The 14,217-nt window shown below is 46.5% G+C and carries 17 protein-coding genes and 2 pseudogenes; 14 read left to right on the top strand and 5 right to left on the bottom strand.

The window, feature by feature from the left end:
• The first annotated feature begins 29 nt into the window (after positions 1-29).
• The 4 genes from AT710_02255 (at position 30) to AT710_02270 (ending at position 3,108) form a co-directional block, all read left to right on the top strand.
• Positions 30-287, top strand: a complete 258-nt coding sequence (locus tag AT710_02255; protein ID KUO92768.1) for a hypothetical protein — start codon at positions 30-32, stop codon at positions 285-287.
• Positions 271-681: a hypothetical protein gene (locus AT710_02260; GenBank protein KUO92769.1), complete on the top strand. Its 411-nt coding sequence runs from the start codon at positions 271-273 to the stop codon at positions 679-681. The genes AT710_02255 and AT710_02260 overlap by 17 nt, the downstream gene beginning before the upstream one ends.
• A 54-nt stretch (positions 682-735) precedes the next feature.
• Positions 736-1,023: a hypothetical protein gene (locus tag AT710_02265; protein ID KUO92770.1), complete on the top strand. Its 288-nt coding sequence runs from the start codon at positions 736-738 to the stop codon at positions 1,021-1,023.
• Between the two features lie 741 nt (positions 1,024-1,764).
• Positions 1,765-3,108 carry a hypothetical protein gene (locus AT710_02270; protein KUO92771.1) on the top strand — a complete coding sequence of 448 codons (1,344 nt, stop codon included), beginning with the start codon at positions 1,765-1,767 and terminating at the stop codon, positions 3,106-3,108.
• 145 nt (positions 3,109-3,253) lie between these two features.
• Here AT710_02270 and AT710_02275 read toward each other — a convergent pair whose 3' ends face one another.
• The 3 genes and pseudogenes from AT710_02275 to AT710_02285 form a co-directional block, all read right to left on the bottom strand.
• On the bottom strand, positions 3,254-3,772 hold the full coding sequence (locus tag AT710_02275; GenBank protein KUO92772.1) for a hypothetical protein: 519 nt from the start codon (positions 3,770-3,772) through the stop codon (positions 3,254-3,256).
• 115 nt (positions 3,773-3,887) lie between these two features.
• Positions 3,888-4,218 (bottom strand): annotated as a pseudogene (locus AT710_02280) (hypothetical protein).
• A 2-nt stretch (positions 4,219-4,220) separates the two neighbouring features.
• Positions 4,221-4,529: an ArsR family transcriptional regulator gene (locus AT710_02285; GenBank protein KUO92773.1), complete on the bottom strand. Its 309-nt coding sequence runs from the start codon at positions 4,527-4,529 to the stop codon at positions 4,221-4,223.
• A gap of 69 nt (positions 4,530-4,598) precedes the next feature.
• Between AT710_02285 and AT710_02290 the strand changes: the two genes are divergently transcribed.
• Positions 4,599-5,732 (top strand): hypothetical protein, encoded by a 1,134-nt coding sequence (locus AT710_02290; GenBank protein ID KUO92774.1) that lies wholly within the window; start codon positions 4,599-4,601, stop codon positions 5,730-5,732.
• A gap of 803 nt (positions 5,733-6,535) precedes the next feature.
• Here AT710_02290 and AT710_02295 read toward each other — a convergent pair.
• Positions 6,536-6,781, bottom strand: a complete 246-nt coding sequence (locus tag AT710_02295; protein ID KUO92775.1) for a hypothetical protein — start codon at positions 6,779-6,781, stop codon at positions 6,536-6,538.
• A 123-nt stretch (positions 6,782-6,904) separates the two neighbouring features.
• Positions 6,905-7,501, bottom strand: coding sequence for a hypothetical protein (locus tag AT710_02300; protein KUO92776.1), 597 nt, complete (start codon positions 7,499-7,501; stop codon positions 6,905-6,907).
• 238 nt (positions 7,502-7,739) lie between these two features.
• Here AT710_02300 and AT710_02305 point away from each other — a divergent pair, with 238 nt between their 5' ends.
• From AT710_02305 to AT710_02345, 9 genes and pseudogenes are all read left to right on the top strand, one after another.
• Positions 7,740-8,402, top strand: a complete 663-nt coding sequence (locus AT710_02305; GenBank protein KUO92777.1) for an RNA methyltransferase — start codon at positions 7,740-7,742, stop codon at positions 8,400-8,402.
• Between the two features lie 19 nt (positions 8,403-8,421).
• Positions 8,422-9,408 carry a deoxyhypusine synthase gene (locus tag AT710_02310; protein KUO92778.1) on the top strand — a complete coding sequence of 329 codons (987 nt, stop codon included), beginning with the start codon at positions 8,422-8,424 and terminating at the stop codon, positions 9,406-9,408.
• The gene (locus tag AT710_02315; protein KUO92779.1) at positions 9,390-10,340 is read left to right on the top strand and encodes a hypothetical protein; all 951 of its coding nucleotides are present in this window, start codon (positions 9,390-9,392) and stop codon (positions 10,338-10,340) included. Before AT710_02310 ends, AT710_02315 begins: the two co-directional genes overlap by 19 nt.
• Positions 10,337-10,534 carry a hypothetical protein gene (locus tag AT710_02320; protein KUO92780.1) on the top strand — a complete coding sequence of 66 codons (198 nt, stop codon included), beginning with the start codon at positions 10,337-10,339 and terminating at the stop codon, positions 10,532-10,534. Before AT710_02315 ends, AT710_02320 begins: the two co-directional genes overlap by 4 nt.
• A 233-nt stretch (positions 10,535-10,767) precedes the next feature.
• Entirely contained in the window at positions 10,768-11,298 is a 531-nt protein-coding gene (locus AT710_02325) for a hypothetical protein (GenBank protein ID KUO92785.1), read from the top strand.
• Positions 11,295-11,612, top strand: coding sequence for a pyruvate ferredoxin oxidoreductase (locus AT710_02330; protein ID KUO92781.1), 318 nt, complete (start codon positions 11,295-11,297; stop codon positions 11,610-11,612). Before AT710_02325 ends, AT710_02330 begins: the two co-directional genes overlap by 4 nt.
• Positions 11,605-12,813 (top strand): ferredoxin oxidoreductase, encoded by a 1,209-nt coding sequence (locus tag AT710_02335; protein ID KUO92782.1) that lies wholly within the window; start codon positions 11,605-11,607, stop codon positions 12,811-12,813. The genes AT710_02330 and AT710_02335 overlap by 8 nt, the downstream gene beginning before the upstream one ends.
• Positions 12,813-13,763 (top strand): pyruvate ferredoxin oxidoreductase, encoded by a 951-nt coding sequence (locus tag AT710_02340; protein ID KUO92783.1) that lies wholly within the window; start codon positions 12,813-12,815, stop codon positions 13,761-13,763. Before AT710_02335 ends, AT710_02340 begins: the two co-directional genes overlap by 1 nt.
• A 70-nt stretch (positions 13,764-13,833) precedes the next feature.
• Positions 13,834-14,217 (top strand): annotated as a pseudogene (locus tag AT710_02345).

Genomic DNA, 14,217 nt, shown 5'->3' on the forward strand with positions numbered 1-14,217 from the left:
TATAGGCTGTTGCCAAATCCGCGGCCGAGGTGGTTAGGTTCTTCCTAGGCGTAACAAGCATGGGCAACGGCATATACCTATACCAGCCTGAGTATGGCGACGCCAGGGAGAGGTTAAGATTCTTCACCGATGGCATGAGTGTTAAGTTTAAGCCAACGCCATTCAAGGACACTAAGCTGCTCCTCGGCCAAGCCCTAGACTACGCAGTTATAGACCTATTCAACGACCTGAAGCCCAATGACGCGGGTAGGGGGGATTTACGTAGTCATGATGCCGCCCATGGATAAGTGGCTCAGGGTAATCACGAAATTCCAAACTAAGCTAATAACACCACCACATAAGTCGGAGGAGGTTAGGCAGTACCTTAAGGTTAGGTTCTGGGAGAGCCTCATGAAGAGCGAGGGGATAGCGATATACAACGTTGATGACTCCACCTTCATTAAACCGCCCCAACCCATCAACGCCTCTGAGCATGCCCAGGGTCAGGTTAAGTTACCTGACGTTAAGGGTAAGGCCATTGAGGTCTATAGGCTGGCCAAGACCCAGGACCAGGTTAACGTGATATCGACAATTGAGGGTATGATAAACGAGAGGAGTAAGGTTAACGCCGTGGTGATAGCGGACAGGGATAGGGGTAAGTTGGCGGCTGTGGGGCTTTGCCGCAGCCCTAATAGGGCATAGGTTAAGGAGTCGGCGCGGCTAGGATAGTGGTCACGGCGGAGAGTCCCCGACAATGTGGAGACGCTCATGGAGTTCGCCAGGAGGGGCCTTGAGAGCCTTGACTACGATGTTGAGGTCTCTGAGTCTGGGGGTAGGGTTACTGGGTTATCGGCTAGGGGTATTTACATAGATTGCTACAGGCCCTATCCACTCCTATCCCTCCAGAGGTCCATTGACCTAGTCCTAGTCGATGAGGCGGCCATGATGCCCCCGTGTTATACGGCATACACGGCAGGTTCAATAGGGTTGTTTACTCAACCACGATACACGGCTATGAGGGCGCTGGCAGGGGCTTCAGCGTGAGGTTCCTCAAGTACCTTAAGAGCAGGAGGGGGTTAAGGTCCTTGAGTACGAGATGGAGGAGCCTATAAGGTACGCGAGGCGTGACCCAATCGAGAGGCGGCTATTCAACGCCTTCCTCCTAGACGCCGAACCAGCCCACGTGGATGAGAACGACGTTAAACTGGTCAGCAAGGGAAAGATCAACACCATTTGATTACGCAGCCGCAATCATCATAGCCATGGCGATGATCCTCGCAATCCTAATCAAGCATAGACACAGACTTCTTCACGCGACGTAAGAGAGGCACGGCGAGGACTCCTTGCGAAGTAAGGGGAAGTAATTGATGCGTGATTGGTCAACTGCGTGTCCAATTAATGGTAACGCAAATATAAACATTGCGCCAAGAAATCCAATCATAAATACGCATCTTTAGCAATAATTACTATAATGCAATTACTATGATGCATCTATTTTTGCTTATGATTGTGGTTCTATATATTTGAATACTTGAAGGCTTGGATTGCTTGAATAATGATTAAGCTATATATTGCGTTACATGGCTTTATTACCCCGCATTGGCTTGCAGTGATTATCCGTTGACTTTAGGCTAGGCTTTTCTTGAATTCATTAATTATTCCTGGCATTTCTTGAATGATGATTTCCTTCGCAGTTATTAATTGGGGACAAGTCATAATTGCCAGCGTCGTCCTTTTACATTCAATTAGTAATGATTTAAATAACGCCCACTCCCAACTCAACACATGAGGAAACTAGTAATATTACTAGCAATGCTAGCGATGGCTGTAACCATCAATGCGGTTCAGGTAACCATGATGGGCACGATACCGGGAAGCACTGGCCCTGTCTCTGGAATATATGACCGATACAATGGCTTAACGTATATATCAATTACTAATGATAATATCGTTCTTGCCGTGAATGGATCTAAAGTCATTGCGGCGATCAGAGTCCCACCGGGTCCCGCCACTCCATTAGCTGCGCCAAACGGATTAATCTATGTCCCCAACACTGAGTGGAGCACCGTAACCATAATTAACGGCACTCATATGATCAACGTGATCAAGACAGGGGATGACCCGCAGCGGCCAGTGTTTGATCCAATTAATGGGTACATATATGTCGCTGATCATTATGGAAACGCAATCACCATAATCAGGGACACGCAATTAATTGGGTCAATCACGGTGGGNAATAATCCGCTTCCCCCAGCTATTGGCGTTAATGGATACGCCTACATACCTAATTACTATGGAGACTCGGTGACCATAATCAATGGAGTAAATATAATCGCCACAGTGCCCGTTGGGAGGAACCCAGAGACTCCTCTCTATGATTCGATTAATAAATTGATATATGTGCCAAATAATGGCGGTAATACCATCAGCATAATTAATGGGACTAGAGTAATCGCCAATGTAACTATTGGATCCAACCCATTAACACCAACCATGGATCCATTGACGGGCCTAGTATACATCGCATCATCGTCGAGCCTGTATATAATTAATGGGACTAGGATAATTGCCGAGATAGGGATAGGAAACGCAACGGCGGCCCCCACCTACGACTCAAGGAATGGCTTCATCTATGTCCCAACCAATAGGGGACTCCTTATAGTTAGCGGCACCACAATAATGAACAACTTAACGCTCACCACGTCCTCACAGCCGATCCAGGGCGCCCTTAATTACCTATATGTGCCCCTAAATAATGGATCCATAGCCATACTATCCATGCCCCGCTACTCCTACCTAACCATTAAGGAAACTGGTCTACCCATTGGACATGCATGGAATCTAACCATAAATGGCACAAGCCAAATCATTAATGCTCCCCTCACCATGATCAGGTTGCCGCCGGGCACATATGAATACACGGCGACGGCGAGCGGCTTCACTGCATTAAATGGATCTGGCGCAATCAAGGCAATGGGTAATTATACTATTCAAATCACATTCACCCCACAAGGCAACCATTATACTATTCAAATCAATGGGTACAACCCGATACTGATAGTGACCGTGGCCGCATTAATTGTGATTCTAATAATCATAGTAGCCCTACTGCTCATGAGGAGGAAATAGGCATTAAATTAGCCGCGACGCACTCACCAATTACTTATCCACATGTGCAATGCCACATGAGAACCGCACGCAACCCCATATCTTGCTTCAAGCACTGAATTTTATTTATTAATTTTCAAGATGCTGTCTCTTCAAAGCATTGGCTTCATCCATAATCATCGACTCGCCTAATGTTCTTCACCATGGTGTTAATCACCTTATAGGACTCCTTGTACTCAAGGGTATCTATATTGCAGTTTATGAATGTGCCCCTGTTTACCACCACTAAGGAGGCGTTAGTATTCATGAGCTTAGATTCCTCAGCCTCAATAGATTCGGCATAACTATTCGTCATCGTTATCCGCTTGCCGATGACCTTTCTAATCCTGACATTAACCAAAGTGATTTCCTTGCCTTCAACTACGTCTAGATCACCGCCCTCCACATAAACATACTTGCCCTTAACTGCCTTAACATCATTAGGTGGATCCTTTATATTTACATTTTCTCCCTCAATAATGCCTGAGGCCAATGTCTTACCGCTACGCCTAAAGCCTATCCCTATGGATGAATCGCCTAAATTAATCTTCACTATGCCTAGGTTAATTAGTCGACCTGCCCTAATTCCCCTGCTCCTTGATGATTTGCTGAAGTACTCATAGTACTTGTCGAATTTCTCAGCCATCACCTCACCTCCAGCATATCCCTTATTTCGCTGAGCAATTGCTTCATTTCCCTAATCCGCTCCTTAATCTTATCCATGACTTCCTCGTCACTAATATTAGCATATTTCAGCTCACTCATGGTTCGCTCACCTTCTTTAACTCATTCCTAATATCCGTAAGCACTGCATTAACATCATCAAGCTCCTCAAGAATGCTCCTTATGAACGCTCTATAAGTATTCAATTGATTGCTCATAACCTTCACCTGCTCGTCAATGCTATCCATTATTGGAACGAAAGCCACTATGGCTATTACAGCAGAATATGGCTAAGGCACCTAGTATTGTTGCAGCTAGGAGGAACGGTCATGAACCAACCTTAAACGCCATGTAGAATAAGGCCACTGGAACTCCTGCACCTATCATTAGGCCTGAAACCAGCATTACAACTATTGATGCATAGGGCATTCTCACTTGGATCGATCCGCCAATTGCTTCAGAAGTTGTTTGTCTATTACTAAGGTGAAATCTTTCACCCTGTACATCTTTCTTAAGTGGGGTCTCGGCGCCTCCTCCACCACGTAGGAACCCTCTATTAAGCCTGATTCCTCCAATATTTTTAAATGCATGTGCGCTAAGGCGTAGGGTATGTGTAGGCTTTGAGCCACGTCCTGTATGAAGGTTGGCTTCCTCGTTAGCATTAACAGAGGCTGTTCCTGAGTTATATTGGTGCTGAGGGTGCCGGAAGACCTAGGGATCAACTTGCCGACTACTATCATAAGCATGCAATGAAAAATTAATTTGCTATATCTACATAAATTTATATTATCACTAATCTCTAATAATTCATGCTTATTCGTGAGCGGAGGCGGGGTGGTACTCATGGTTCCGAGTATATTTATGCCCTTATTGGTAATGAGCTTATTCATATTTCTGAGATTGGTAAATTAATTAGGCAGGAGGATGATGAGTACATTTATGAGTTACCAAGCAATGCCTTCACTTGGCTATATATATTCAGTTTCAGTAGAAGCGGCTATGGCTCAGTCATCAGATGCCCACCAGGTAATTATGTTGGGATCGATCATACGAAATGCCCCATTAAGAACGTTGAGGAAGCCTTAGATTGGCTGGGCGACGTTAACTTCAAGATCAAAAGTCCCGAACTAAGGAACCTACTGAATGAATTAATTAGCGAGTACGTGACAATGGCTAGCGAGGCTAAGGATTACTGGAGCTCACTTGGTGGCAAGTTAAGATTCATGGGCCACGCATCAAGGCTAAGTAATTTCTTTAATAATCCAAGGATTTACTACTTCACCGAGCTAAGCATACCAAACGACTCCGGTAGAATTCAGGGAATTAGGACGACCATGTCTCTCGTTTACGAGAATTGGGTAGCCGTGAAGATCTCGGAGGCGCTAGGCGCGAGGAGATTAATACGGAGGAGTTGGGAAGCGAAGCAACCGTTTACCAATGAATTGGTTACTGTTTGGTTTGAGCAGGGCGGGGGAACGAGTTACGCAATACTTGACACGCCGCATGGCGCATTCACTATATGGCTCGAGTTCCAGGTAGACCCAGCAATACATGTATTCCCAAGCCCCGAATATGCGAGGGAGAGCAACCAGATTAGAACCCTAGCTGGGCATGGGAGAAAGGCCGTTAGGCCCGACATTGTTATTGTAAGGGGTAGGTTCGATGACGTTAATGACTTCATTAAGTCAGGTAAGGAGATTGATGCATTAATTGAGTGTAAGGCGTTAACTTATGAGGATTGGAGGGACGATATTGATGAGCAAGTAATACCATACGTCAAGCAATTTAAGCCAGGGAAGGCAATGCTCGTCGCTCGCCATAAAATACCGAGTGAAGCGAAGACTAAAATGTTTAATAATGGCATTGATTATATAGAGGACGTTGAGCTAAATGAGGCAGGCATCTCCAAGTTAATGAAGACGATGAAGGACATAACTACATAATACTTAATAACTAGTTTTAACTTTGCTCCCATATGCGTCTTCGTACTGTGATTTTGGTTGCATTGGTTGCGGTTATTGTTGTGGCTCTCATATTTCTATATCCATACATTACCTTTAAGCCGCCTGTCGTTGTTTCTAGTAATTGGGGCTTTTCAAGCCAGAGTTCCCTTGTTAGTGTCGTTTTTTATATGGATTTTTGGCTTAGGAATCCAAATCCGTACACAATAAGCATTATTAGTTCAAGTATTACTGTGACCTATGACGATGGCGTAACCATAAACCTACAACCTGAGTACTTACCTGTTGAGATCCAGTCTCATTCAGTTAATACTACTATATATATTGGAGGTATCTCGCCGGGGCAGGCAACTCAACTCGCCCTATCACCACCAACTAGCTACGTAGCTAGTTGGCAAGTAACGCTGCAAACACCACTAGGTATAAAGACAATAACATGCACAGCAACAATATATATAACAACAAACCAAACATCACAAACATGCACAGAATAAAATATATCATTAAATAAGTAAGATAAGATCTTGAGCCCAGAATAAAATCCCACCAAGTCATACCCACAAAAATTCAAAATACCAATGAAGCACTACTTGATTCCTATGTCCTGAGAAGCTTAGGCAATAATACCTAAAACACACGCTGTGATTACTATGTTCTATATTAATTCAATATTTAGCTATACTTTACATTTTAACAATAGAACTAGTAAGTGGTGTGCAACAACTAATTACTGTTAAATTATTTACAATAATGAGTTTTATAATGTAAATAACTTGAGTAATGCATTATATAACCATGAAGGTATTTTTAGTGGGCTTCCGATAGTCTTGCTGAGATTCCTCGAGCCCCAAACCCTTCGTCTCCGGTATTATTGTGAAAGTTAGCGCAGCGCCTATTATTGAGACTAGACAGAGGAATAGGTACGCCATGTATGAATTGGCGACGAAGAGTGTTGGGAATACGAATGTCGTTCTGCCCTCCTCCCCGCTCTGAAGGGCGAGGCTTGTCGTTCGTTTTATTAGGTCATTCATTGTGGATCATAACCGAGTGGCACCCGTAATGGGGCGTAACCCTCTAGACCTTNGAGAGCCCTCGCCAAATGGCGGGGAGGAGGTCAGATAGTCTGTAACACTTAATATAGAATACAAGGTATCTTAAGGCATTGATTCCGATCCTAATGGGGGAATGATGTCGATCATCTCCATGTTTTTAATGAATAACATTAGCCTCTGTGCGCCGTATCTATCTATTAGGAAGCCGATCACCTCATCTACGTAATCCATGCATGTGTTTATTTCATCGCTATGTCTCTCGCGTATTTGCCTCATTACATTGCTATGGTTGAATTCATCGTATTCTCCTAGGAATATCGATACCAATTCCATCATTCCGTGTTTATATCCATCTCCGAAATGTCTACATAGTATTTTTCCAATGGTTAANCCCCTTAGCGTTTCTTCGTGTATTGAAATATATACTATGATTGATGCTAAGTCGCTCAGGGTCGCATTCATCTCCGCGGAGAGGCTTCTAAGCGAGTTCAGCGTCGATGCATCCGTCTTCAGGTGGTAGCGTATTTTGTCGTTGTTTCCGCATACCTTGGAGAATATATTTTCGTCCTGGAATGCTGCGCTGAGCATTGTTTCTCTATCGCTTCTGGCTAGGAAGCTCTTTAGTAGGTTGGATAAGCATGTCTTGCTTGTTTCTTCGTAGAGCGCCCTAGGCAAGTAAATCGTGGTGCTCCTTAGCATTTATCAATTCCTAATTTTTGTTTTTTAAGGATAACCCATTATGCATTGGAATTGAATTATAAATTATTTTCAATTATAAATGATAAATATGATCGGCCCCATCTATTGGTTCCCTTTAGCCGCAACATTACATGGGCCTGGATCACTATGTCCCTACCGCAGATACCGCTTGCCCTTACCTTTACAATCAAGCGGATTTTGAAGAAAAATTTATTTTGCTGTAAATATTAGCTTGATTATGGTCTACGATGTGCCCTTCGTGCCCACGCCAGAGGTAGTGGTCAAGAGAATGCTTCAATTAGCAAACGTAAAACCCGGCGAGGTCTTGTTCGACCTTGGCTGCGGCGACGGCAGGATAATAATAACGGCCGCCCGCGATTTCGGCGCCCGTGCTTATGGGGTTGAAATACGGAAAGACTTGTACGAGCAATGCGTGCGACGCATTAAGGAACTAGGCCTAGAGGATAGGGTAACGGTGATTAACGGCAACTTCTTCGAGGTACCGGTATCCGAGGCCGACGTGGTCACCATGTATCTCCTAACCAGCGTTAACGAGAGGTTAAGGCCCAAGCTGGAGAAGGAGCTTAGGCCCGCCACGCGCGTCGTCAGTCATGATTTTGAAATGATTGGGTGGAAACCAGTAATAGCTGAGGACCTATATGAGGAGTGGAGAAGCCACAAGATTTACCTATACAAAATACCCGGAGCAGAGATCCCGGTCCCGGCCCGTCCCTTAACCGATGTGGGGGAGAAATACAGGGAACTAGCGAAACTGATTGACGGCAATAACTCGATAGAGGAAATAGCCTCCAAGCTAAACACGACTCCTAGGAACGTTAGAAGCATGATACTGGATCTCCAAAAGCAAGGATATATAAGCGAAATAAAAATTATTAAATAAACATATTGTCCCCCAATCAATGGAGAATAATCATTCGGTACTGGATGTGGAGCCAACCATAAGAACCATTGATGAATTGATAAATGCATTCGGCCAAAGCGGCGGCTTCATGGCTGGCCACCTATACGATGGCGTGAACATAATGATGCAGATGCTGTCCGATCCCGACGCCACGATAATGCTGTCCTTCACGGCCGACCTAGTGGCAACGGGCCTCCGGGGCCTCTTCGCCAAGNTCATTGAGAGGGGCTTCGCCGATATCGTGATAACCACCGCTGGAACCCTTGATCACGACATTGCCAAGTCCATGGGCGGAATCTATTTCAGGGGAACATTTGATGCGAATGATAGTGACTTACTTAGGGAGGGAATAAATAGAATAGGCAATGTATTCGTTAGGAAGGAGCATTATGGTCCCCTCATAGAGAAGGCGGTTCATGGATCCCTCGACGATGTAGAGGGAGTTATGGGGGTCAGGGAATTGATTTGGCGCATTGGGAATAGGCTAAGCGATGACGCATCCATAATAAGGGCGGCTTCGCGTACCTGTGTCCCAATTTACGTGCCGGGCTTCGTTGATGGGGCCTTCGGCACAGCCATGTTGACCCTTAACGATATGAGGAGGGCTAGGAATAGGCCGGGCATACTGGTTGACGTGATTAAGGATGAGCGTGAATTAATGGATATAGTTTACTCAAGCAAGAAATTGGGGGCAATAATAATTGGGGGAGGCATCAGCAAGCACCACGTGATTTGGTGGAGCCAATTCAAGGAGGGCCTGGACTACGTGGTTTACGTGACCACGGCCACTGAGTGGGATGGATCATTAAGTGGAGCCAGGCCTAAGGAGGCCATTTCCTGGGGCAAGGTTAAGCCCAGCGCTAAATCCACATTCATCTTCTCTGACGCCACGATCGCGCTCCCAATAATGATGTCATATGCCGTTAATAAGTTGGGCTATAGGCATAGGAATTTGGGGATATATCCATGGAGTTGCTCCCAATAATCCCAGCAGTAATTGCGGAGGCGATCGTGCTTTACATGGTGACTAAGTGCAGGTGCGTCTTGGCGCCCGATATACATAAGGTGAATCAGCCATTAATTCCCAAGATAGGTGGAATCGGTTTATTGGCGGCGCTCCCCATANTGTGGCTGCTCTGGAGCCCCCTAAGCAAAGTGGCTCTAGCGTTCTTCACTGTTCCCCTCGTGATGGGCATAGTGGGGCTATTGGATGACGTGTATTCAGTTAATGAGTACCTGAGGGTTGCTATATCATTTGGCTACCCAGTGCTGCTCTACGCATTCGGCTTAATGCCGAGGCTCATATATGTGCCGTTAATAGGTAGATTCGGCGATGTATTGCTTGTTGGGGCAATAACGCTTGCCTCATACATAGTGTTCTCCAATGCCGTGAATATGTTGGATGTAGTGAACGGCGTGGTGCCGTTCTCAATGGTAATAATCTCCGCGGTTCCCTTGGCATATGGCTTATTAATGCATGANCAATCAACGATTTACCTATCCTTATCCTCCATGGCTGCATCGGCAGTGCTGCTAGTGTTTAATGCTTATCCAGCTAAGGTATTCAACGGCAATGGCGGCACGCATGTATTGGGGGCAATATTGAGCGGCTTATTCCTATACACGGGCGCATCCACCTTTGTTTTAATTGCGGCTCTCCCCTATATAATTAATGGAGTATTGATAATATTCTCATCGCGCGGCATAAAGGGGCGAAGCAAATTAAATAGGCCAACCAAGGTAGTGGAGGGCATCGTGTACCCGAACAGGGAGGGGCGAGGCGTTTTAACCTTAGTGAGAATGATAGTCATCGATAAGCCAATGAATGAGGTGGGCATAATAAAGTCAATATATGCCGCATTCGCATTATCATTTGTATTATCCTTAATAACGATACTGATATGGCGATCAATATGAGAACCATTATTGAGTTACTGACTTACTCCTGGGCCACATTGATGGNGATCTTATTTGTGCTGAGGCTATTAAATAAGGCCCTTGGAAGCCCGGTTCCATTATTGTTCATAGGCCTCATTCTGATATTTTCATGGGCGGCCGGCATATATAAGCTGGGCGAAGTCTTGGACAAGAGGAATTCCCGTGAAAATTAAGGGATTAATGGGGGATAGGCAATGCGGGTTTTTGCGTAATCCTCCAACAGCGTATGGATTAGGGGATATTACGCGATGCTTTTCTAATAGTTTTTCAAGCCATTCCTCGCCCTAGTGATGCATCTCTCATTATTCACGTCCACCGTAGAGCGCATTGAAGTAAATATAATTATCTATAATTTAGAAAGAATGAAAGTTTATAAATATACCTCCTGCGTTAACAATTCATGACCGTGATAGAACTTAGGTGGCATGGGAGGGGCGGACAAGGCGCGGTCACGGCGGCCCAGGCATTGGCTACCGCCGCGATAATGGAAGGCAAGTACGCCCAGTCCTATCCCGAGTATGGGGCAGAGAGAAGAGGNGCCCCGGTCAAGGCGTATACAAAGATAAGCACTGAACCAATTCTGGATCGGGAACCGGTACTTAATCCAAATATCATAATAGTCCTAGATAAGTCGCTTCTCTCCATACCTGAAGTGCTTACTGGCCTAAAGCAGGATGGGTACCTAATAATCAATTCAAGGAGCCCCGTGAACCTGAGCGGCCCAAGAATAGTTTACCTGGATGCAACTGGGCTGGCAACGAAGTTGCTGGGCAAACCCATAGTGAATACCGCAATGCTTGGCGCAGTGGCTAGAGTGCTGGGGGACTTCATGAGGATAGACAGCATAACGGCAGCTCTATCCCAGTACTTCAGCGGCAAAGTGCTCTCAATAAATAAGGATCTAGTCCTAAAGGCTTATGAGGCGACCATGCTATGAGCACATTACCTTCATGGAGGGAATTAGCGATCGGCGGCATCGTGTTGGAGCCGGGAAGCACAGTTAATGTCCGTACCGGCACATGGAGAACCAAGAAACCAGTCATAAATCAGGATGCTTGCACGAGGTGCCGCATTTGCTGGGCGTACTGCCCGGAGGGAATAATACAGGAATTAAATAAGCCGTACGTGACCAAGAAGGGGCACAAGTACGGCGTCACGTATGAAGTGAATTATGAGTACTGCAAGGGATGCGGAATATGTGCTAACGAGTGCCCCGTGAAGGCCATAGATATGGTGAGCGAGTATGAGTAGCACGGCAATTTTACGGGGCGCTCCACGGAAGGAGATGGGCCCCACTCGCGTTGCTTTAACCGGTAATTACGCGGCCGCCTACGCTGCTAAGATGGCTGATATAGATCTAGTGGCAATCTACCCAATANCCCCCCAAACCACCATAGCGGAGAAACTAAGCGAGTTCGTTGCCAACGGTGAATTAAGCGCAGAGTTAATACATGTGGAGAGCGAGCACTCGGCCCTAAGCGCGACTATTGGAGGCGCGGCAGTGGGTGCAAGGGCATTCACCGCGACCTCAAGCCAAGGCCTTGAATTAATGCATGAAATACTGCACATAGCGGCGGGGCTTCGGCTTCCAATAGTTATGGCGGTCCCATCAAGGGCATTATCGGCCCCCATAAGCATACATAACGATAACATGGATATAATGAATGCGAGGGAGACCGGTTGGATAATGCTGAATGCATCTAATGCACAGGAGGTCTTCGACATGATTATTCAAGCATTCAAGATAGCGGAGGATCAAAGGGTTCTTCTGCCAGTGATGGTGACGTATGATGGATTCGTGGTGAGCCATACGGTGGAAGGCGTCGAGTTGCCCGATAAGGATGAGGTGCTGAGCTTCATACCGAAAGGCAAGTGGCACACCCTTGACCCAGCGAAGCCGGCATCCATGGGACCAATAGCTGGACCTGACTGGTACTACGAGATAAAGTTCAGCCAATACAAGGCCATGCGGGACTCAATTAAGGTCATTGCGGAGGTCATGGATTCCTTTGGAAGAAAATTCGGCAGGGAGTATTCGCCCGTGATGGGCTACATGATGGGGGACGCCGAGTACGCAATAGTCTCGTATGGAGTGACCTGGGGCTTCGTTAGGGCAGCAGTTGATAGGGCTAGATCCATGGGGATAAGGGCCGGCGCCGTGAAGCTGAATGTTATACGGCCATTCCCGGCGGAGGAAATTTACTCATACTTAAATGGGTTGAAGGCCTTCGCCGTGGTGGATAGAGCCATATACTATGGCGCCCCATCCCCGGGCCCCATTTATACCGATGTGGTGTCCACGCTATTCATGAGGGGCACTACGAAGCCTGCGCTTAATGTCATTCATGGAATTGGGCAGAGGACAATGTACATAAATGACTTCCTAAACATATACAAGGACTTGACTAAGCTGGATGAGAGCAAGGTAGTATTCATGGGGGTGAGGGAGTGATGCAGCAATTAAGGACGATTAGGGACCTGCCTCAAAACGAGAGATTCGCACCGGGCCACGCCATGTGCGCTGGATGCGGTGCGGCGATAGCTATCAGGTGGCTGAATAAGTATATTGGGGAGAACACTATAGTTGCTAACGCCACTGGATGCGTTGAAGTCACGACAACTACGTACCCATACACGGCGTGGCGTAATCCATGGATACATGTGGCGTTCGAGAATGCGGCTGCGGTCGCGAGCGGCGTCAGGAAGGGAATAGATATACTGAGCAAGAAGGGCGCTTGGCGGAATGGGGACACGAGGGTTGTGGTGGTGGCCGGCGATGGTGGAACAGTGGATATAGGGCTGCAAAGCCTCAGCGGCATGCTGGAGCGGGGGGATAAAGTGATGTACTTCCTCTATGATAATGAGGCCTACATGAACACTGGAATACAGAGGAGCGGCGCCACGCCGATGTATGCATGGACCACCACTACCCCAGTTGGCGAGGTGCTGCACGGCAAGCCCCAGGTCAAGAAGGATATATTCGATATAGTTCTCGCCCATGGGGTCAAGTACGCGGCTACCGCCACTATCTCCGATTTAATAGATATGTCGAATAAGATCCAGAAGGCATTGGAGTATAGCAGGGAGGGCCCGACATTCATGCATGTTTTATCGCCGTGCCCGCCTGGATGGAAGTATGATGAGAGCAAGACCGTGGAGATNGCGAAGAAAGCNATAGAGACGGCTTACTGGATAAATGTTGAGTATGATCATGGAACGTGGGCAGTCACCACCAGGGTGCCCACTAGGAAGCCAGTCTCCGAGTTCCTCAAGATGCAGGGACGCTTCTCCCACGTGACGCCGAAGGAGGTTGCCGAGATACAGAAGTGGGTTGATGAGAGGGTTGCCATGGTTAATAAATTGGTGGGTAAGGAGGCCATTGGGCCCCTCGGCAAACAATAATCCAATATTGAATTTCGTCTCGATTTTTAATAGTAACTTTTAAAAATGCATAAATCATGCTATCCATGTAATGTATAATGTCTTCATAGAAGAGCAATCAATGGAATCCACCAGATATAAGTTGACCAGTGAAGTTGGGAATAAAGTAATTGAGTTAAGCGTGATTGAGTCGGCCCCCGGCATAAGGCTTCGCCTCGCCTCCCTTAGGCCCATCGATGAGAATGAGTTCGCCATACTTGCCCCAGTCATGGGGAGAATAGGATTCTATACTGACTACGTCAAGGAATCCGGGATAATGATGATGCAGCCATCCCTGGAACTAAGGGAGATGGTGATGAGGGACCTAGACGATGTCATGCCCCTCCTCGAGACCATGCGTGAACTAATTAATGAGGTGACGTATATGATTAATAACCCCAAGTCCCTCATTGAGTTGAAGGGTGAATTATTAAAC

It is taken from the genome of Thermocladium sp. ECH_B, from assembly GCA_001516585.1.
In the GTDB taxonomy this organism is placed as follows: domain Archaea; phylum Thermoproteota; class Thermoprotei; order Thermoproteales; family Thermocladiaceae; genus Thermocladium.

Excerpts from the sequence above, each read along its gene's own strand:
- AT710_02260 (KUO92769.1), top strand. The coding sequence starts at position 271 with ATGCCGCCCATGGATAAGTGGCTCAGGGTAATCACGAAATTCCAAACT.
- AT710_02275 (KUO92772.1), bottom strand. The coding sequence starts at position 3,772 with ATGGCTGAGAAATTCGACAAGTACTATGAGTACTTCAGCAAATCATCA.
- AT710_02285 (KUO92773.1), bottom strand. The coding sequence starts at position 4,529 with ATGATAGTAGTCGGCAAGTTGATCCCTAGGTCTTCCGGCACCCTCAGC.
- AT710_02290 (KUO92774.1), top strand. The coding sequence starts at position 4,599 with ATGCTTATTCGTGAGCGGAGGCGGGGTGGTACTCATGGTTCCGAGTAT.
- AT710_02295 (KUO92775.1), bottom strand. The coding sequence starts at position 6,781 with ATGAATGACCTAATAAAACGAACGACAAGCCTCGCCCTTCAGAGCGGG.
- AT710_02305 (KUO92777.1), top strand. The coding sequence starts at position 7,740 with ATGGTCTACGATGTGCCCTTCGTGCCCACGCCAGAGGTAGTGGTCAAG.
- AT710_02330 (KUO92781.1), top strand. The coding sequence starts at position 11,295 with ATGAGCACATTACCTTCATGGAGGGAATTAGCGATCGGCGGCATCGTG.